Annotated in this window: 16 protein-coding genes; 8 read left to right on the top strand and 8 right to left on the bottom strand. The window is 71.6% G+C overall.

What is annotated here, in order from left to right; all coding sequences use genetic code 11:
- The first annotated feature begins 72 nt into the window (after positions 1-72).
- The 6 genes from glgA to AC2D9U_RS05410 are packed head-to-tail and all read left to right on the top strand — an operon-like array spanning position 73 to position 9,732.
- Entirely contained in the window at positions 73-1,521 is a 1,449-nt protein-coding gene (gene glgA / locus AC2D9U_RS05385; RefSeq protein WP_484747334.1) for a glycogen synthase GlgA, read from the top strand.
- Entirely contained in the window at positions 1,511-5,569 is a 4,059-nt protein-coding gene (gene glgX, locus AC2D9U_RS05390) for a glycogen debranching protein GlgX (protein WP_484747110.1), read from the top strand. The genes glgA and glgX overlap by 11 nt, the downstream gene beginning before the upstream one ends.
- A 54-nt stretch (positions 5,570-5,623) precedes the next feature.
- Positions 5,624-6,721: an alpha-hydroxy acid oxidase gene (locus AC2D9U_RS05395; protein ID WP_484747111.1), complete on the top strand. Its 1,098-nt coding sequence runs from the start codon at positions 5,624-5,626 to the stop codon at positions 6,719-6,721.
- Positions 6,722-8,713 carry a hypothetical protein gene (locus AC2D9U_RS05400; RefSeq protein ID WP_484747113.1) on the top strand — a complete coding sequence of 664 codons (1,992 nt, stop codon included), beginning with the start codon at positions 6,722-6,724 and terminating at the stop codon, positions 8,711-8,713.
- The gene (locus AC2D9U_RS05405; protein ID WP_484747114.1) at positions 8,710-9,393 is read left to right on the top strand and encodes a sulfotransferase family protein; all 684 of its coding nucleotides are present in this window, start codon (positions 8,710-8,712) and stop codon (positions 9,391-9,393) included. Before AC2D9U_RS05400 ends, AC2D9U_RS05405 begins: the two co-directional genes overlap by 4 nt.
- A 27-nt stretch (positions 9,394-9,420) precedes the next feature.
- Positions 9,421-9,732 carry a putative quinol monooxygenase gene (locus tag AC2D9U_RS05410; RefSeq protein ID WP_484747115.1) on the top strand — a complete coding sequence of 104 codons (312 nt, stop codon included), beginning with the start codon at positions 9,421-9,423 and terminating at the stop codon, positions 9,730-9,732.
- A gap of 3 nt (positions 9,733-9,735) precedes the next feature.
- Here the strand turns inward: AC2D9U_RS05410 and AC2D9U_RS05415 are convergent, their stop codons facing one another.
- A complete protein-coding gene (locus AC2D9U_RS05415) occupies positions 9,736-10,833 on the bottom strand; it encodes a threonine aldolase family protein (RefSeq protein WP_484747117.1) in 1,098 nt (365 codons plus the stop codon).
- Between the two features lie 98 nt (positions 10,834-10,931).
- Between AC2D9U_RS05415 and AC2D9U_RS05420 the strand changes: the two genes are divergently transcribed.
- Positions 10,932-11,480 (top strand): chromate transporter, encoded by a 549-nt coding sequence (locus tag AC2D9U_RS05420; RefSeq protein WP_484747118.1) that lies wholly within the window; start codon positions 10,932-10,934, stop codon positions 11,478-11,480.
- On the top strand, positions 11,477-11,998 hold the full coding sequence (locus AC2D9U_RS05425; RefSeq protein ID WP_484747119.1) for a chromate transporter: 522 nt from the start codon (positions 11,477-11,479) through the stop codon (positions 11,996-11,998). Before AC2D9U_RS05420 ends, AC2D9U_RS05425 begins: the two co-directional genes overlap by 4 nt.
- Before the next feature lie 3 nt (positions 11,999-12,001).
- On the opposite strand, the gene AC2D9U_RS05430 is transcribed toward AC2D9U_RS05425, so the two are convergent.
- The 7 genes from AC2D9U_RS05430 to AC2D9U_RS05460 all read right to left on the bottom strand — a co-directional run bounded on the left by AC2D9U_RS05430 (position 12,002) and on the right by AC2D9U_RS05460 (position 18,946).
- Positions 12,002-13,522, bottom strand: coding sequence for an amidohydrolase family protein (locus AC2D9U_RS05430; RefSeq protein ID WP_484747121.1), 1,521 nt, complete (start codon positions 13,520-13,522; stop codon positions 12,002-12,004).
- A 110-nt stretch (positions 13,523-13,632) separates the two neighbouring features.
- Positions 13,633-14,289, bottom strand: coding sequence for a glutathione S-transferase family protein (locus AC2D9U_RS05435; protein WP_484747122.1), 657 nt, complete (start codon positions 14,287-14,289; stop codon positions 13,633-13,635).
- Complete coding sequence (locus tag AC2D9U_RS05440) at positions 14,286-14,762, bottom strand: type II toxin-antitoxin system RatA family toxin (RefSeq protein WP_484747123.1); 477 nt, start codon at positions 14,760-14,762, stop codon at positions 14,286-14,288. Before AC2D9U_RS05440 ends, AC2D9U_RS05435 begins: the two co-directional genes overlap by 4 nt.
- A gap of 7 nt (positions 14,763-14,769) precedes the next feature.
- A complete protein-coding gene (gene lipA, locus AC2D9U_RS05445) occupies positions 14,770-15,735 on the bottom strand; it encodes a lipoyl synthase (protein WP_484747125.1) in 966 nt (321 codons plus the stop codon).
- 36 nt (positions 15,736-15,771) lie between these two features.
- Positions 15,772-17,166 (bottom strand): dihydrolipoyl dehydrogenase, encoded by a 1,395-nt coding sequence (gene lpdA, locus AC2D9U_RS05450; protein ID WP_484747126.1) that lies wholly within the window; start codon positions 17,164-17,166, stop codon positions 15,772-15,774.
- Between the two features lie 5 nt (positions 17,167-17,171).
- Complete coding sequence (locus AC2D9U_RS05455; protein ID WP_484747127.1) at positions 17,172-17,663, bottom strand: GNAT family N-acetyltransferase; 492 nt, start codon at positions 17,661-17,663, stop codon at positions 17,172-17,174.
- Positions 17,660-18,946 (bottom strand): pyruvate dehydrogenase complex dihydrolipoamide acetyltransferase, encoded by a 1,287-nt coding sequence (locus AC2D9U_RS05460; RefSeq protein ID WP_484747129.1) that lies wholly within the window; start codon positions 18,944-18,946, stop codon positions 17,660-17,662. Before AC2D9U_RS05460 ends, AC2D9U_RS05455 begins: the two co-directional genes overlap by 4 nt.
- Positions 18,947-18,949 lie beyond the last annotated feature (3 nt).

Genomic DNA, 18,949 nt, shown 5'->3' on the forward strand with positions numbered 1-18,949 from the left:
GCCGCCGCCGATGCGGCGAAGCCCAGGCCGCAGATGCGGCCGCCCGGCGTCTGAGGGCATCAGAACATGACGCTGCGGGTTCTCTCCGTCGCGTCCGAATGCGTGCCGCTGGTCAAGACCGGCGGCCTCGCGGATGTGGTCGGCGCGCTGCCCGCGGCCCTGGCGAAGCAGGACATTCGCGTCACCACGCTGCTGCCCGGCTATCCGGCGGTGATGGCGGCGCTGGGCGGCGGGCGGGCGCTGAAGCGCATCGATGATCTCTTCGGCGGTCCCGCCCGGCTGCAGCGTGGCGAGGCCGCGGGGCTCGACATCATCGCCATCGATGCGCCGCACCTCTTCATGCGGCCGGGCAACCCCTATCTCGGGCCGGAGGGCGGCGAGTGGGGCGACAATGGCGTGCGCTTCGCCGCCCTGGGCGCCATCGCTGCCCTGGTCGCCACGGGCGGCCTGCGCGGGCTCAATTTCGATGTCATGCACGCGCATGACTGGCAGGCGGGCCTCGCCCCCGCCTATCTTCGTTTCGCGGGCGTGGAGAAGCGCCCGCCCTCGATCTTCACCGTGCACAACCTCGCCTTCCAGGGGAAATTCCCGATCGGGCTCTTCCCGGTGCTCGGCCTGCCTCCCGCCGCGCTCGACCTCGCCGGGCTCGAATATTTCGGCACGCTCGGCTACCTCAAGGCCGGGCTGTGGTACGCGGACCGCATCACCACCGTCTCCCCCACCTATGCCGCCGAGATCCGTGCGCCGGAGGCGGGCATGGGGCTGGATGGATTGTTGCGTGGCCGGTCCGGCGCGCTCTCGGGCATCCTCAACGGCATCGATGACGAATCCTGGGATCCGCGCACGGATCCCGCGCTGGTGGCGAATTTCGGGGCCGGGGACGCCGCCCCGCGCGCCGCCAACAAGGCCGAGTTGCAGCGCCGGCTTGGACTGAATGTGGACCCCGACGCGCCGCTCTACGCCTTCGTCGGGCGGCTGACCTGGCAGAAGGGCGTGGATCTCATCCTGGGCGCGCAATACACGCTGATGGAGCAGGGCGCGCAGCTGGTCTTTCTCGGCACGGGCGAATGGGGGCTGGAGAAAGGCTGCCGCGATGCCGCACTCGCGCATCCCGGCCGCGTGGCCAGCGTCATTGCCTTCGATGAGGGGCTCGCGCGGCTGATCTATGGCGGCGCCGATGTGATGCTGGTGCCCAGCCGCTTCGAGCCCTGCGGCCTCGCGCAGCTTTGCGCGCTGCGCTACGGCGCGCTGCCGCTGGTCGCGCATGTCGGCGGACTGGTCGATACCGTGATCGACGCGAATGAGATGGCGCTGGCCGAGGGCTGCGCCACGGGCGTGCATTTCTCACCCACCACGCGGGAGATGCTGGAAGCCGCCATCACGCGCATGAACGCGCTGTGGCGGGATCGCGACGCCTTCGTGCGCACCCAGGCGAATGCGCTGCGTGCCGATGTGTCCTGGGCGCGCTCCGCCGCGCGCTATGCGGCGCTCTACCGCGACGCCATCGCGCATGCGGCTTGAGGCCGGAAGGCCCGAGCCGCTCGGCGTCACGCTGACGCCGGGCGGTGCGAACATCGCCATCCCCGCGCCGGATGCCAGCGCGGTCTTCTTCTGCATCTTCGACGACCAGGACAGGGAAGTGGCCCGGCTGCGCCTGCCGCAACGGCAGGACGCGGTGCATTTCGGCCATGTCGCGGGGCTCACCGCCGGGGCGCGCTACGGGTTGCGCGCGGAGGGGCCGTGGGATCCCGCGCGCGGGCATCGCTTCAACCCCGCCAAGCTGCTCATCGACCCCTGGGCGCGCGCGCTCGACCGCCCCTTCGCGCTGCATCCGGCGCTGTTCGACACGGGCGAGACGCCGGAGCCGACCGACAGCGCCCCCTTCCTGCCCAAGGCGGTGCTGACCGCGCCGCTGCCGCCCGCGCATCGCCCTGCCCCGGCCGGGCCACAGGTGATCTACGAACTGCATGTGCGCGGCTTCACCGCGCAGCATCCGGCGATCCCCGCCGCACAGCGCGGCACCTTCGCGGGCCTCGCGCATCCGGCGGCGCGCGCGCATCTCAAGCGGCTCGGCGTGACGATGGTGGAGTTGCTGCCCAGCGCCTCCTGGATCGATGAGCGGCACCTGCCGCCGCTCGGCCTGACCAACTACTGGGGCTACAACCCGGTCGCGCTGCTTGCCCCCGATCCGCGCCTCGCGCCGGGCGGCATGGCGGAGGTGCGAGAGGCCATCGCGGCGCTGCAGGCCGATGGCATCGCGGTGATCCAGGATGTGGTGTTCAACCACACGGGCGAGGGCGATCACCTTGGCCCCACGCTCAGTCTCAAGGGCCTGGGCAATGCGGGCTTCCATCGCCTGCTGCCCGATGCGCCACGGCATTACGTGAACGATGCCGGCTGCGGCAACACCCTCGCGCTCGATCGCCCCTGGCCGCTGCGCCTCGTCATGGACGCGCTGCGGCACTGGGCGGCGCAGGCGGGGCTGGATGGCTTCCGGCTCGACCTCGCGACCACGCTGGCGCGGCGCGACCACGGCTTCGATCGCGCCGCCCCCCTGCTGTCCGCCATGCGCCAGGACCCGCTGCTGCGCGAGAGGCTGATCATCGCCGAGCCCTGGGATATCGGCCCGGATGGCTACCAGCTGGGCCGCTTTCCCGCCGGCTGGGGCGAGTGGAATGATCGCTTCCGCGACGATGTGCGCCGCTTCTGGCGCGGCGATGCCGGCATGGTCGGCGCGCTCGCCACGCGGCTTGCCGGTTCGGCCGATGCCTTCGGGCCCAGGCCTTCCTCCGACAGCGTGAACTTCATCACGGCGCATGACGGCTTCACCCTGCGCGACCTGGTTTCCTTCGCGGCCAAGCACAACGAGGCCAATGGCGAGCAGAACCGCGACGGCACGGACGCCAACCATTCCTGGAACAATGGCGCGGAAGGCGAGAGCGCCGATCCTGCCATCGGCGCGCGCCGGGCGGCCGATGCGCGCGCGCTGCTCGCCACGCTGCTGACCGCGCGCGGCACGCCGATGCTCACCATGGGCGACGAGGCCGGGCGCAGCCAGGGCGGCAACAACAACGCCTATGCGCAGGACAATGCGCGGAGCTGGTTCGACTGGGCGGGCGCGGACACGGCGCTGGTCGATTTCACCGCACGCCTGATCGCCGCGCGCCGCGCCCATCCCGCGCTGTATGGCGCGACGCCGCTGAGCGGCGCACAGGACGCGGATGGCCAGCCCGACGTCGCCTGGCTGCGGCCTGAGGGCGGCACGATGCAGGGCCAGGATTGGCACGATCCGGACCGTCGCGCCCTGCTGATGCTGCTCCAGTCCGGCGAGGATCGCTGCTTGGTCGCGTTCAATGCCGGCGCGGCGCTGCCGCTGCGCCTGCCCCCGCCGCGCCCCGGCCAGCACTGGACGCTGCTGGCCGACAGCGCCGACCCGCAAGCCCGCGCGCTGCCGAGCACCCTACCCGCCCGCGCCGTGCTGCTGCTGGCCGAGACGCCACGCAGCCCGCGCGCGCAGGACGACCCGGCCGCGCTGCGCCACCTCGCGCGCGCGGCCGGCATCGCGACCAGCTGGCATGCCATTTCGGGCGAGCGCCACCTCGTCCCACCCGACACGCTGCGCGCGCTGCTCGGCGCGCTCGACCTGCCGGCCGACAGCGCAGGCGAGATGCGCGACAGCCTCGCGCGGCTCGCCACGCCGCGCGCGCTGCCGCCTTCCCTCACCTGCCGCAGCGATGGCGAGGCGCTGCTGCCGATGGCGCTGGCCGACAAGCCGCTCCGCCTGCTGCTGCGCGACGAGGCGGGCGAGGAGCGCGTGCTCGACATCGCGCCCGAGGCTGGCAGCACCCACCGCGTCATCCGCGCCGATGGCAGCGCCGGGGCCGAGCGGCTGGTGGCGCTGCCGCGCCTGCCGGAAGGCCGTTACACGCTGCGCGACGCGGCGGCGCCCGAGACCGCCTGCCACCTCGCCATCGTCCCGCCGCGCTGCTTCCTGCCCGAGCCCTTGCACCAGGGCGCGCGGCGCTTCGGCCTCGCCGCGCAGCTCTATGCGCTGCGCCGTGCGGAGGACCAGGGCATCGGCGATTTCACCGCGCTGGGCGAGATGGCGCGCGGCGCCGCGGCGGAAGGCGCGATGCTGCTCGGCATGAGCCCGCCGCACGCGCTCTTCCCCACCGATCGGACGCGCGCCAGCCCCTATCACCCGAGCGACCGGCGCTTCCTGGATCCGATCTTCCTCGACGTGGCGGCGCTGCCCTTCTTCGCGGATCTGCCCGAGCTGCGCGCCGCGCTGGCGGCCGAGGCGCCGCTCTTCGCCGCCCTGCGGGCGCAGGCGCGCGTCGACCATGCCACCGCCTGGGCGGCGAAGTCGCGCGTGCTGCGCGCGGCCTGGGGGGCGGCGCCCGAGGCCGCGCGCGAAGCGCTTGCGCAGTTCCGCGCCGCGGGTGGCGTGGCGCTGGAGAATTTCTGCCGCTGGAATGCCATCGCGCTCGAGCAGGGCAGCAGCGATTCCCGCCTCTGGCCCGCTGCCCAGCGCCACCCCGCCACCGCCACGGCGGATCCGGGCGAGGTCGCCTTTCACGCCTTCGCCCAGATGCTGGCCGACGCGCAGCTGGCCGCCGCCGGGCAGGCCGGGGCCGGGCTCTATCGCGACCTCGCCGTGGGCGCCGCCCCCGACGGGGCCGAGATCTGGTCCGGCGACATGCGCTTCCTGCCCGGCTTCTCGGTCGGCGCGCCGCCGGATCCCTTCTCGGCCGAGGGCCAGGTCTGGGCCCTGCCGCCGCCCGACCCGCGGCATGGTGCGGCCACCGGCCATGCCGGTTTCGCCCGGCTCATCCGCGCCAATATGCGCCACGCCGCGGCGCTGCGGATCGACCATGTGCTGGGCCTGCGCCGGCTCTTCCTGGTGCCGGAAGGGGCCAAGGGCAGCGAGGGTGCCTATCTCGCCCAGCCCTTCGAGGACCTGCTCGGCCATGTCGCGCTGGAATCGCAGCGCGCGCGCTGCCTGGTGGTGGGCGAGGATCTCGGCACGGTGCCGGAAGGCATGGGCGCGGCGCTGCAAGCCGCCGAGGTGCTTTCCTACCGCGTGCTGTGGTTCGAGCGCCACGGCGGGGGCTTCACCCCGCCCGAACACTGGCCCGCCCGCGCGGCCGCCTGCGTCGCCACACATGACCTGCCCACGCTGGAGGGCTTCTGGAGCGGGGCGGATCTGGCGGAACGCGCCGGGCTTGGCCTGCTCAATGGCGGCGAGGAAGCGGCGCGCCTCGCCGATCGCGCGGCGCTGCTCGCAGCCCTGGCCGCGCAGGGGCTGCTGCCCGAAGGCACCACGCCGGACAGCCCGATGAGCGACGCGCTGGCGGGGGCGATCCATGCGCTGGTGGCGCGCACGCCCGCTGGCCTCATGCTCGCCCAGGCCGAGGATCTGGCGGGCGAGGCGGTGGCGGTGAACCTGCCCGGGACGGATCGCGAGCGGCCGAATTGGCGCCAGCGCCTGGGCGTGCCGGTGGCCGATCTCACGGCGCTGCCCCGCGCCCGGGCGATCCTCGCGGCCATGCGCCTGTCCCGGGGCTGACAGCAGCCCGCACGCGGCGCAAATTGCGGCCGCGATCAAGGGAAACGCCGCCACATGTCCGATGAAGCCGCCCAGAAATACCAGACGCTGCATGAGCTGGTGAAGGCCGCGAAGCTCAAGCTCAACGCCAACATCTGGGACTACCTGGTCGGTGCGACCGAGACCGAGACGACGATGCAGCGCAACCGCGCCGCACTCGATTCCATCGCCTTCCGCCCGCGCGTGCTGCGCGATGTCAGCACCGTGGATTGCACGGGCGACTTCCTCGGCAAGCGGCGCATCCGCCTGCCCGTGGCGCTGGCCCCGGTGGGTTCGCTCGACAGTTTCGAGGCCGGTGGGGCGGGCACGGCGGGGCGTGCGGCTTCGGCCTTCGGCGTGCCGATCATCGTCAGCTCCGTGACCCAGCCGGGGCTCGAAGGCTCGGCCGCCGCGACCCCGGGCCCCAAGGTCTTCCAGCTCTATGTGCGCGGCGATGCCGGCTTCATCGACGACCATGTGAAGCGCGCGATGGACAGCGGCTATGACGCCTTCGCCATCACCGTGGACACGGCGCATTACTCGCGCCGCGAACGCGACATCGCCAAGCGCTTCGTCAAGCATTGGCGCTTCCGCAACACCGGCATGAACTTCCAGGCGTCGCTCTCCTGGGCCGATATCGCCCGCTTCCGCGAGGTGCACCCGAACGTCACGCTGATCCTCAAGGGCATCGGCTGCGGCGAGGATGCCGAGATCGCCGTGCAGCATGGCGTGCAGGTGGTCTATGTCTCCAACCATGGCGGGCGGCAGCTCGACCATGGGCGCGGCTCGCTGCAGGTGCTGCCGGAGGTCGTGCAGGCCGTGGGCGGGCGCGCGCGGGTGTGGATGGATGGCGGCATCAGCCGCGGGACGGATCTGGTGAAGGCTATCGCGCTGGGCGCCGAGCTGGTGGGCATCGGCCGGCTGTATTGCTACGGCCTGGCGGCGGATGGCGAGGCCGGCGTGCGGCGCGTGCTGGAATTGCTGGAGGATGAGGTGCAGACCTGCCTCGGCCTGCTGGGGGCAACCAGCTTCGCGGCGGTGACGCCGGCGATGCTCTCGGCCGCGACGCCGGTCGCGCAGCCGCATGTCCATTCCGCCTTCCCGCTGCTCGCCGAGCCCGAGCGGGGCTACTGAATGACCGGGCGCCTCGCCGCGCTGCTGCTGCTGGGCGCCCTGCCGCTGGCCGGTGAGGCGCTGGCGCAGGCCGCCCAACAGCGCCCGCAGCGCCCGGCACCCGCGCGCCCCGCGCCCACGGCCCGGCCGCCCGTCACCATCGAGCCACTGGCGCCCCTGCCTGCCCCCCCGGTGCAGCGCCAGCTCACTTTGGCGGAACTCGGCCAGCCGGCCGGGCTCGGCTTCGACATGGCGGGGCAGGACATCCTGTTCCCCCTGCCGGCGGGGCTTCCGCTGCAGGGCCTGCGGCTGAACTTCACGGCCGAGCTGACCGCCCCCTTCGGCGGGCGCCAGGCGGTGGAGGTCAGCGTCAATGGCCGGCTGCTCGGCGCGCTCGCCTTCGCGGAAGGTGCCACCAGGCTGGGCTTCGAGGCGCTGATCCCGGCCGAGGATGTGGCGCGCAACCCGGCCGCGCTCGCGGTGCGGGTGCGCCTGGTCGAGATCGGGGCCCCGTCCGGCGCGCAGGCCAAGCTGCTGCCCGGCAGCCACCTCGCCCTGCCCCTGCCGACCACAGCGCCGAGCCTCGCCACGCTGCTCGCTGCCCTGCCGCCGCGCGTGCTGGTGGTGGTCGCGCCCGGCGCGGTGCCGGCCGAAGAAGCCGCCGCCGCGCTGCGCATCGCGCTCGGCCTCGCCGCGACGGGGCGGGAGGTCCGCTTCGGCACCGGCACCCCGCCCGGGCCCGTCGCCGGCCCTGGCGGGTCGCGGGTGTGGGAGACCGGCACCGTCGTGGTCGGCGCCCCCGTGCAGGGGGCCGAGGTGCGGCGCATCGCCGATGTGCCGGTGCTGCTGCTGGGTGGCGCCCTGGCCGAGCGCAGCGCCGGGCTGCTGGAAGGCCCCTGGCGCGCCGTGCTCGGCGGCACGGGCCTGCAGGTGGTGCGGGCCGAGACCGCCCCGCCGCCCGCCACCCTGCCCTTCCCCGCCTTGCCGCCGCAGGAGGGGGCGCGCGCCGAATGGCGGCTCGGCTTCTCGATGCGCGACCTGCCTGCCGGCACCGCGCCCCGCACGCTGGAATTGGCGCTGCACGCCCCGCCCGGCAGCCGCGCCAATGCTTCGGTGACGCTGAACGAGGTGGTGCTCGGCGCGCTGCCCGTGCCGGCGGAGGGGCGGGTGCGCTTCGCCCTGCCGGTGCCGGCGCCGCTGCTCGGCTTCGACAACCAGATCCGCATCGCCCTGCACCGCGAGGCCGGCCCCGGCGGCCCGGCGCAGCTTCTGCCCGAGAGCGGCCTGCGCCTCGCCCCGGCGGACCGCGTGCGGCAATTCCTGGACCTGCCGCCGGCCTTCGCCGCGGGGGTGGAGGTCATCCTCGACGCGCCGGGCGGCGTGGCGCCGGCGGAGAGCCTCGCCCCCGCGCTGTGGCTGCTGCGCCGCCTCGCCCCGCCCGGCACGCCGATCCGCGTGACGCTGCAGGATCCGAGCCAGCCGGCGCGGCCCACGGGGCCCTTCCTCGCCCTCACGGCCCTGCCGCCCGAGGGCAGCGCGCCGCCGCTGCGCTTCGAGCCCGGCCGGCTGGAACTGCGCGAGGTCGCCAGCCAGCGTGTGCTGGAACTCGGCGGGATCGAGCGGATCTGGGCGGCGCAAATCGTCGAGGCCACGGGCCAGCCCGGGCTGTGGCTCCGCGCCCCGGCGACGCCCCCCGCCCTCACCCCCGCGCCGCCGCTGCTCGACCGGGGCGATGTGGCGCTGATCGGGCGGGAGGGCGTGGCGCTGGCCTGGCAGGCCGCCCCCCTGCCGACGCCACCCGCCGCCGCCTTCACCCCCTTGGCGGCCCCGGCCCCTGCCCCGGCCGTGCCCGCCCCGGCGCCCCCTGCAGCAAGCGAGCCGAGCTTCGTGCAGCGCTGGCGCCCGGTGGTGGCGGGGCTGATCTGGGTGATCGGCTTCGGGCTGGTGGTCTATGCGATGGCCAATCCGCGGCGCGAGTGGCGGCCCACGCGGCGGGCCGGCCCGGTGACGTGACCGCGACCGATCCCGTGCCGCAGGTGGTCTTCATCCATTTGCCCAAGGTCGGGGGGATGAGCCTGCAGAATGCCATCACCGCCGCCCTGCCGCCCGGCCAGGCGCTGCGCATCGGCGACGAGGCCGAGCGCGCCGCCTTCCTGGCGCTCTCCGCGGCGGATCTGGCGCGCTACCGCTTCATCGGCGGCCATGTCAGCCTGGCGGAGGCCCTACCCCGCGCCCGGCAAGGGGCGCGCTTCGTGGCGCTGCTGCGCGACCCGGTGGCGCGGCTGGTCTCGGCCTTCAACTACATGGCGAGCTGGCCGGACCACCCGCTGCATGCCGAGTTCCGCGACCTCGGCTTCGCGGATTTCGTCGAGCGTTCGGGCATGCGGCTGGCCGGGCAGGCCTGCCGGCAACTCACCGGGGCCGCCACCGCGGCGGCGGCCATCCCGATCCTGGAGGCGCGCTACGCCCTGGTGGCGACCACGCCGAACCTCCCGATCCTGGGCCGTGCCGTCGCCAGCTGGCTCGGCCTGCCCCCGCCGGTGATCGGGCGGGAGAACGTGACAAGCGGCCAGGGCCGCATCGACCTCGACAGCGCGACCTGCGCGGCGCTGCTGGAGGTGACGCAGGAGGACCGCGCCCTCTACGCCCATGTCGCCGCCTATCACGGCGGCGTGCTGCAACGCGCGCCTTGAGCCACAACCACGACAGGAGACACGCCCATGCTGCACATCATCGCCATCCTCACCGCCAAGCCCGGCATGCGGGAGGAGATGCTGGCCATCTTCCGCGCCAACATCCCGGCCGTGCTGGCCGAGGAGGGCTGCATCGAATACCGCCCTGTGATCGATGCCGAGGGCATCGGCGCGCCGCAGACGCCGCTCGGCCCCGACACCTTCATGGTGATCGAGAAATGGTCGAGCCTCGCCACCTTCCGCGCGCATGGCGCGGCGCCGCACATGGTCGCCTATGCCGCCCGCGTGCGCGACATGCTGGCGGGCCGCGTCATCCATGTGCTGAGCGACGCGGCTTGACGCCTACCCGCGCGCGATCGACGCGCGCAGCACCGACAGCGCCTCCTCGATCATCGCCGCACTGACATCAAGATGCGTGCAGGCGCGGATGCGCCCGCCGAGCATGGACAGGTGCACGCCCTCGGCACGGGCGCGGCGCACCACCTCGGCGGTGGCGAGGCCCGTGCCGGAGACGTCGAAGAACACCAGATTCGTGTCCGGCGTCTCCACCGCCACGCCCGGGATCTGCGCGAGGCCGCGTGCGAGCGCCTTGGCGTTCGCATGGTCATCGGCGAGGCGCTCGATGTGGTGGTCCAGCGCATGGCTGCACCCGGCCGCGCAGATGCCCGCCTGGCGCATCGCCCCACCCAGGCGCTGCTTCCACCGCCAGGCCGTGTCGATGAAGGCGGCCGAACCGCACAGCACGGCACCGAGCGGCGCGCCGAGCCCCTTGGTGAAGTCGAGCCACACGCTGTCCCAGCCCGCCGTCATCTCGGCGGCGGGGATGCCGGCGGCGACGCAGGCATTCATCAGCCGCGCGCCATCCATGTGGGTCGCCATGCCGTTCTCATGCGCGATGGACGCGATCTGATCGAGCGTCGCCTTGGGCCAGACGGCGCCGCCGCCGATATTCGCCGTCTGCTCCACCTCGACCAGCGCCTGCGGCGGCGTGTGGCGCGACTTGCCGCGGATATGCGCGCGCAGTTCCTCGGGCGCATACATCCCGCGCGCGCCTTTCAGCGGCAGGATCTGGAAGCCGCCGAGCGCGCCATGGGCGCCGCCCTCGCTGGTCAGGATATGCGCCGTCTCATGCGCCAGGATCTCATCGCCCGGGCGGCAATGGGTGAGCGTGGCGGCGACGTTGCACATGGTGCCCGAGGGCATGAAGACCGCCGCTTCCTTGCCCATCAGCGCGGCCATGCGCTCACAGAGCGCGTTCACGGAAGGGTCGTCGCCATTCTGCTCGTCGCCGCAGGGGGCGCGCATCATGGCGTCGAGCATGGCCGGCGTGGGGCGCGTCTGCGTGTCGGAATAGAGGTTCACGCGCACCGGCGGCAGCGCGGCATCGGGCGCCTTCGGCGTGAAGTGAAGCGTGGTCTGCGACAATTCTGAACCGGCCAAGGCGGCGTCTCCTGCGATCTGCCCGCACTATGCCAAAGCGCGGCGCGGGCGATAGGGGCCGGCTTGTCGGCGCGCGGCGTTGGTCCGAACCTTCGCGCATGACCGAACTCGCCCCGCCCCCCACCCGCCTGCAACTCTTCCTGGCCTTCACGGAGGTCGGCCTGTTCGGCTTCGGCGGCGCGGCGGCGCTGGCGCGCAGCGTGATCGTCGAGCGCCGGCGCTGGCTGAGCGAGCGCGACTATGCCGAGATCCTCGCCGCCGGCCAGGTGCTGCCGGGGCCGAATGTGGGCAATACCTCCGTCATGATCGGCCGGCGCTTCCACGGCCTGACCGGCGCGCTGGCGGCGAGCGGCGGCTTCTATGCCGTGCCGCTGCTGCTGCTGACGGGGCTGCTGCTGCTCTATGACCGCTTCGGGGACGAACCCGCCGCCGCGCCCTTCCTGCACGGCATCGCGGCGGCCGCCGCCGGCATGGTGATCGGCACGGCGTTGAAGATGGCGGGCAAGCTCAAGCCGCCGCCAGAGGCGATCGTCATCGGGCTGCTCGCCACCGCGGGGGCGGCCTGGCTGCGCCTGCCGCTGCCGCTGATCGTGCTCGGGCTGGGGCCGGTCGCCATGTGGGCCGCCTGGCGGCGGCTGCGCGCATGAGCGGCGTGGTCCTCGGCCTGCTGCTGACCTTCGCCACGCTCTCGCTGCTGGCGGTGGGGGGTGCCAATGCCATCGTGCCGGAGATGCACCGGCAATTGGTGGAGATCCGCGGCTGGATGGACAGCGCGACCTTCGGCCAGGTCTATGCGCTGGCGCAGGCCGCGCCGGGGCCGAACATCCTGGTCTCCGCCGCGCTCGGCTGGGTGATCGCGGGTGCGGCGGGGATGGCGGCGGCGATGATCGGCATCGTCACCCCGGCCTGGATCCTCGCCTATTGGGTCGGCGGGCTGGCGGACCGGCTGGCGGGGCGTCCCTGGGTGAAGGCGGTGCGCGGCGGGCTGGTGCCGGTGGCGATCGGGCTCATCCTGGCCTCGGGCCTCATCATGGCGGAGACGGCCGGGGGCGACGCGATCAGCCTGGGCCTGGTCGGCGCCGCGGCGGTCTTCGTGTGGCGCACGGAGGCGAGCCCGCTCTGGGCGCTGGCCGCCGGTGGCCTGATTGGGCTGATGGTGTTGTAGCCCTCACACGATGGTCTCACCTCGCGGATCGCGCACCACGTAGCCATAGGCCAGGTTGCTGCGGCCCTCGCCGCGCGCGGCGTACTCGGCCTTGGCGCGCGCCACGCCATCATTCTCGAGCCCCGCGCGGCGGCGGTCGTAGCGGTACATCTTCTCGGAATTGCCGCCGAAGATCGCGGTCTTCACCGGGCCATCCGCCGGGCCGAGGGGCGCGAAGCCGTGCTGGCGCTGCATCTCCTCGGGGATTTCTAGCCGGCGCAGCGCCTCGATCTGCCATTGCGGCGAGCCGGTCCAGACCGCATCCGTGCCCCAGACCACATGATCGGCGCCGAGGCCGCGAATCAGCGTGCCCATCAGTGCGGCACAGAGGCCGGGTTCGATCACCGTGGTCTGGGCGAAGATCTGCCCGAGATCGCCATAGACGTTGTTGACGCCGAACTTGCTCGGGATCTCGGCCAGGTCGGTGGTCCAGTCCACGCGCCCGGTGCGGCGGAACTGCTCGACGCCGATGCTCGCCCCGCCCCCGCCGGTCCAGCGATAGGCGGAGTGGTAGATGACGAAATGGATGCCCGGCCAATCCTTCGCCGCCTTGCCGACATCATCGACGCCGGCATAGGGCACGAGATGCGGGAAGCGGTCCGTCACCTGCTGCGGGTAGAGCCCCTTGTGCACGCAGACGATGTTCTTCCCCGCGCGCTGGATGCGTTCGTAGAAGGGATAGAGCAGCTTCTCGTCATCCATCCGCCAGGGATGCTGCGCGAGGTGCTTGTTGGTGTTGTCGCCGACCGTGTAGCCCTTCCAGCTGTCGGGATCGAGCTGCTCGATGCAGCGCTCCACCTCCTCCATCCAGCCGGGCTGGCCGGGCGTGAAGACGGCGTGGGACATGGCGCGGCGCGAGCCGGCGGCGTCGTTCACGCGCTTCCTGGCATCGAACTTCATGTCGTTGGTCAGGAACCAGTCGCGCGGATCCTCGCTGGGCGAGCCGCTGACCAGCGCCACCTTGGTGTCGCTGTCGAGAAACATCTCCTTGAACCAGTTGGCTTCCATCAGCATCTCGATGGTCTGCTCGACGCCGACGAGCTGCGGGTTCCACCCTGCGCGGCCGACATTGCGGCGCGCCTCGACGAAGGTCATCAGCCTTGTGTCGGGGCGCAGGAAATGCGTGTGCACATCCATGATGAACTGGTCGCGCAGCGCGGCGGCGCGCGCATCGGCCACGCCCGGCGTCTGCGCCTCGGCCTTCGACACGCCGTAGAGGGGGCCGTATTCCTCGTTCATTGCCAGGAAGGCGGCGGCCATGCCGGCGGCGGATTGCAGGAAGCGGCGCCGGCCGAGGCCCTGCTTCGCGCCGAGCTCATCCGCCATGTCCTTGATCCGCGCCTCGACGCGCTTCTGGCGTTCATTCTGCGGCGTCGGCCAGAATTCGTCGGAAGAGACCACCTGCGTCGGGATGGGCGAGGGGAACATCGCCTCATCGGCCGGCTGCAGCCGCGCGAGGTCGTCCTCGGTCAGGAACCCGCTCATGTCGTCCTCCATCCCTTGCTGGCCATCAGGGATGCTGAACCGACCACGCACCGGGATTCAAGGCAGATTTCCAACCCCCGGAGCCGATACGCAAACCGTATCCGCCGGGTTCATGCGGCAGGCTTCGCCAGCCCGTGCCGCCGCCACAAGGTCGCGATGGCCGGACGCGCGGCGACCGCCTGGGCCAGGATCTCGAGCTTCGGGCAATGTGCCGGCACCCAATGCCGCCCGCCGAGCCAGCGCGACAGCACGGCGAGGTAGAGATCCGCGACGGTGAACCGCGCGCCGAGCAGGAAGGGTGCCTCGGGATCGCCGCTGAGGCCGGCATGCGCCTCGACCACCAGCCAGATCTCCCGCGCCATGTCCAGCGCGCGGTCCTTCAGCGCGGGAAGCTGTTCGGCACTGACGCCGAACCGCGCCGGGTAGTCCCAGCGCGTGACATGCGGATAGAATTCGGTGGCGGCCAGCGTCATCCAGCGCAGCGCCACGGCGCGGCCGGGATCCTGGGGCGGGGGCAGCAGTGCGGCTTCGGGATGGCGATCCGCCAGCAGGACCAGGATGGCGAGGCTTTCGGTCATCACCGTGCCGTCTGGCAGGATCAGCGTCGGCAGCCTCCCCATCGGGTTGAGTGCGCGATAGGCGGGCCCGAGTTGATGGTCGCCCGCCAGGGGAACGGGGCGGATCTCCACGGCGGCGCCGATTTCCGCCAGCGCCATCTCGATGGGGGCGGAGCCGGAACCGTCGTCGCCGTAGAGGAGGTAACTCATGCGCTCGGCGCGGGGGTCGCCGGGGCGGTGGCCGGGGGGGTGCCACGCCGGTAGAGCACGGCGGCGCGGCGTTCGAAGGCGCGCACCATCAGGCGCACGGCTTCATTGAACACGGTGCCGATCACGGCCTGGAGCAGGCGCGAGCGGAACTCGAAATCCACGAAGAAATCCACCTCCGTGCCGCCGGGGACGGGGCGGAAGCGCCAGTGATTGTTGAGATAGCGGAACGGCCCGGTCAGGTAGCGCACATGCACATGATGCGGGCGGCTCAGCAGCACCTGGCTGCGGAAGGTCTCGCGGAACATCTTGAAGCCGACGGTGAGGTCCGCGATCAGTTCCTGGTCGGTGCGGCTGATGATGCGCGCGCCGACGCACCAGGGCAGGAACTCCGGATAGCGGCGCACATCGGCCACCATGTCGAAGAGCTGTTCCTCGGTGAAGGGCAGCACCCGCTTCTCGGCGTGCGTGGGCATTGCGGGGTCAGGCCGCCTTGAGCCTGGCGTTCCGGGCATCCCGCAACGCCGCGAAGTCGCGATCCGCATGGTAGGAACTGCGCGTCAACGGCGTGGCGGAGACGAGCAGGAATCCCTTGCCGCGCGCCGCCTGGGCGTAGTCCTCGAACTCCTCGGGCGTGACGAAGCGGTCGATGGCGGCATGCTTCACGGTGGGCTGGAGATACTGGCCGATGGTGAGGAAATCCACCTCCGCGCTGCGCAGATCATCCATCACCTGCAGCACCTCGATCCGCTTCTCGCCCAGCCCGACCATGATGCCGGATTTGGTGAAGATGGAGGGATCAAGCTGCTTCACGCGATCCAGCAGCCGCAGCGAGTGGTAGTAGCGCGCGCCCGGCCGGATGGTGGGATAGAGCGCCGGCACGGTCTCGAGGTTGTGGTTGAACACATCGGGCCGGGCCGCGACCACCACCTCCAGCGCGCCCTCCTTGCGGAGGAAATCGGGGGTGAGGATCTCGATCGTCGTCTCGGGTGCGGCTGCGCGCAGCGCACGAATGGTCTGGGCGAAGTGTTCGGCGCCGCCATCGGCGAGGTCGTCGCGATCCACGCTGGTGATCACCACGTGCCGCAGGCCGAGCTTGGCGACGGCATCAGCCACGCGGCGGGGCTCATCGGCGTCCAGCGCCTTGGGCATGCCGGTGATGACGTTGCAGAAGGAACAGGCGCGCGTGCAGGTATCGCCCATGATCATCATGGTGGCGTGGCGCTGCGACCAGCACTCGCCGATGTTCGGGCAGGCCGCTTCCTCGCACACCGTGACCAGCTTGTTGGCGCGCATCAGCGCCTGCGTCTCCCGGTAGACGGGGCTGGTCGGCGCCTTCACGCGGATCCAGGCGGGCTTGCGCTGGATGGGGTTGTCCGGCCGCGCGGCTTTTTCCGGGTGCCTTTCGGACCCGGATTTGCGGTGATCGATCTCGACGCGCGTGCTCATGCTGCCTTCCAGGGCGGCCGCGGGAGGGGCCGTGGCCTAGATGTGGATCACCCGGCCATAGGCATCAAGCACCGACTCATGCATCGTCTCGCTGACCGTGGGGTGCGGGAAGACCGTGTGCATGAGGTCCGCCTCGGTCGATTCCAGGGTGCGGGCGATGCCGTAGCCCTGGATCATCTCGGTCACCTCCGGCCCGACCATGTGCGCGCCCAGCAATTCGCCGGTCTTGGCGTCGAACACCGTCTTCACCAGGCCCTCGGGCTCGCCCATGGCGATGGCCTTGCCATTGCCGATGAAGGGGAAGCGCCCGACCCGCACCTCATGGCCGAGTTCCTTGGCGCGCGCCTCGGTCAGGCCCACGGAGGCGACCTGCGGGCGGCAATAGGTGCAACCGGGGATGTTCAGCACATCCATCGCATGCGGGTGCAGCCCGGCGATGGATTCGACGCAGATGATCGCCTCATGGCTCGCCTTATGCGCCAGCCAGGGCGGGCCGGTGAGGTCGCCGATGGCATAGACTCCGGGCTCGCCGGTGCGGCCCATGGCGTCGGTCAGCACATGGGTGCGGTCCACCTTGATGGCCGTGCCCTCGAGGCCGAGATCCTCGACATTGCCGACGATGCCGACCGCCGAGATCAGCCGGTCGGCAGTGATTTCCTGCACCTTGCCGCCGGCCTCGACGATGGCGGTCACACTATCCGCGCCCTTGCGCAGGCCCTGGACCCGCGCGCCGGTCAGGATCTTCATGCCCTGCTTGGTGAAGGCCTTGTGGACGAAGCCGGAGATCTCGGCATCCTCGACCGGCAGGATGCGGTCCATCACCTCGATCAGCGTCACCTCGGCGCCCATGTTGAGGTAGAAGCTTGCGAATTCGGAGCCGATGGCGCCCGAGCCCATGACGATGAGCTTCTTGGGCAGCGCGGCGGGCGTCATCGCCTCGCGGTAGGACCAGATCAGCTTGCCGTCCGGCTCCATCCCCGGCAGCACGCGGGCGCGGGCGCCGGTGGCGAGGATGATGTGCTTGGCCGCGATCTCCGCAACCGCCTTTCCATCCTTGCTCACGCTGATCCTGCCCGGCCCGGCAAGCTTCCCGTGGCCGTCAAAGACGGAAACCTTGTTCTTCTTCATCAGGTGCTTCACGCCGCCCGAGAGCTGCGCGGCCACGCCGCGCGAGCGCTTGATGACCTTGGCGAAATCGAAGCGGATGTTGTCGGCCGCGAAGCCATAGGCGTCGAGCGTGTGCAGCAGATGGTTGATCTCGGAGGCGCGCAGCAGCGCCTTGGTGGGGATGCAGCCCCAGTTGAGGCAGATGCCGCCGAGATTCTCGCGCTCCACCAGCGCGGTCTTCATGCCGAGTTGGCTTGCGCGGATCGCCGCCACATAGCCGCCGGGTCCACCGCCCACCACCACCAGGTCGAATTGCTCGGCCATCGCCGTCATCCCTTCGCTTCGGCGAGTGCGGCCAGCGCCGCACCCGTCACGCGTTGCACGCGCCACTCATCCATGCCCCGCGCGCCGATCTTGCGGTAGAAGCGTATCGCGGGCTCGTTCCAGTCCAGCACCTGCCACTCCATGCGCGTCCAGCCGCGCGCGATGCAGATGGCGGCGCAATGCCGGAAGAAGGCCTCGCCGATGCCCTTGCCGCGATGCGCGGGCTCGACGAAGACATCCTCGACATACAAACCATGCCGGCCGGTGAAGGTGCTGAAGTTCGGGAACCAGATGCATTGGCCCACCGCCCGGCCCTCGATCTCGGCCAGCACGCAGAACACCGTGGGGTGCGGGCCGAAGAGGGTGGCGCGGAAATCGGCCTCCGTCCCCACGGCCTCGTGCAGCAGCTTCTCATACTCCGCGAGTTCCCGGACCAGCCGGAGGATCTCCGGCAGGTCCGCCTCTGTCGCGTCGCGAAGTGAGAAGGCGCTGCTCACAGCATCAACGAAAGCGGCTCTTCGACGATCCGCTTGAAGGCCTGGATCCACTCGGCGGCGAGCGCGCCATCCACCACGCGGTGATCGACGCTGAGCGTGCAGGTCATCACGGTGGCGATGGCGAGCGCGCCATCCTTCACCACGGGCCGCTGCTCACCGGCCGAAACCGCGAGGATGCCGGCCTGGGGCGGGTTGATGATGGCGGCGAAGTCGCGCACGCCATACATGCCCATGTTGGAGATGGAGAAGCCGCCGCCCTGGAACTCCTCGGGCTTCAGCTTGCCCGCCTTGGCGCGCGCGGCGAGGTCCTTCATCTGGTTGCTGATGGAGGCCAGGCCCTGCTGGTCTGCGCGGCGGATGATCGGCGTGATCAGGCCCTCGGGGATGCTCACGGCGACCGAGATGTCGACGTCGTGGTACTGAAGGATCGCATCCTCGGTCCAGGTCGCGTTCACCGCCGGGAAGCGCCGCAGCGTGACCGCGGCGGCCTTGATCACCAGGTCGTTGACCGAGAGCTTGAAGGCACCCGGCCCATCCTTGGGCGAGGTCGCGTTGAGCTGCGCGCGCAGCTTCAGCAGCGCGTCGATCTCGATATCCACCGAGACGTAGAAATGCGGCACATTCTGCTTCGATTCCGACAGCCGCCGCGCGATCACCTTGCGCATCGTGCTGTTCGGCACCGCCGTATGCGGCGCGCTGATCGAAACCGGCGCGGCCTTGGGGGCCGGCGCGGGCGCAGGCGCCTCCATCGGCACGGGCGCGACCGAGACGGCCTTGGGCGCCGGGGCCGGCTTGTTCAGCGCGGCCTCGACATCCGCCTTCACGATGCGCCCATTCGGCCCGCTGCCGACGAGGCCCGCGAGGTTCACCCCCGCCTGCGCCGCCATGCGGCGCGCGAGCGGCGAGGCGACGATGCGATCCCCCCCCGCGGCGACAGCGGCGGCCACGGGCGCGGCAGCCGCCACCGCGGCCGGCGCTGCAGCAGCCGCAGGCGCGGGCGCGAGCGGCGCCTTCGGCGCGGGCTTGGCATTCGCATCCTCGCCCGGCTGGACCAGCACGGCGATGACGTCATTCACCTTCACGCCGGCGGTGCCGCCGGGCACCATGATCTTGCCGAGGATGCCCTCATCCACGGCCTCGACCTCCATCGTCGCCTTGTCGGTCTCGATCTCGGCGATGATGTCGCCGGCCTTCACCGCCTCGCCTTCCTTCTTCAGCCAGCGGGCGAGCGTGCCCTCCGTCATGGTGGGGCTGAGCGCGGGCATCAGGATGTTCGTGGCCATGGA

It is taken from the genome of Roseomonas sp. TF40, assembly GCF_057219975.1.

Excerpts from the sequence above, each read along its gene's own strand:
- AC2D9U_RS05425 (WP_484747119.1), top strand. The coding sequence starts at position 11,477 with ATGAGCGGCGTGGTCCTCGGCCTGCTGCTGACCTTCGCCACGCTCTCG.
- lipA (WP_484747125.1), bottom strand. The coding sequence starts at position 15,735 with ATGAGCACGCGCGTCGAGATCGATCACCGCAAATCCGGGTCCGAAAGG.
- glgX (WP_484747110.1), top strand. The coding sequence starts at position 1,511 with ATGCGGCTTGAGGCCGGAAGGCCCGAGCCGCTCGGCGTCACGCTGACG.
- AC2D9U_RS05410 (WP_484747115.1), top strand. The coding sequence starts at position 9,421 with ATGCTGCACATCATCGCCATCCTCACCGCCAAGCCCGGCATGCGGGAG.
- AC2D9U_RS05435 (WP_484747122.1), bottom strand. The coding sequence starts at position 14,289 with ATGAGTTACCTCCTCTACGGCGACGACGGTTCCGGCTCCGCCCCCATC.
- AC2D9U_RS05440 (WP_484747123.1), bottom strand. The coding sequence starts at position 14,762 with ATGCCCACGCACGCCGAGAAGCGGGTGCTGCCCTTCACCGAGGAACAG.
- AC2D9U_RS05395 (WP_484747111.1), top strand. The coding sequence starts at position 5,624 with ATGTCCGATGAAGCCGCCCAGAAATACCAGACGCTGCATGAGCTGGTG.
- AC2D9U_RS05430 (WP_484747121.1), bottom strand. The coding sequence starts at position 13,522 with ATGAGCGGGTTCCTGACCGAGGACGACCTCGCGCGGCTGCAGCCGGCC.
- AC2D9U_RS05460 (WP_484747129.1), bottom strand. The coding sequence starts at position 18,946 with ATGGCCACGAACATCCTGATGCCCGCGCTCAGCCCCACCATGACGGAG.
- lpdA (WP_484747126.1), bottom strand. The coding sequence starts at position 17,166 with ATGGCCGAGCAATTCGACCTGGTGGTGGTGGGCGGTGGACCCGGCGGC.
- AC2D9U_RS05420 (WP_484747118.1), top strand. The coding sequence starts at position 10,932 with ATGACCGAACTCGCCCCGCCCCCCACCCGCCTGCAACTCTTCCTGGCC.
- AC2D9U_RS05400 (WP_484747113.1), top strand. The coding sequence starts at position 6,722 with ATGACCGGGCGCCTCGCCGCGCTGCTGCTGCTGGGCGCCCTGCCGCTG.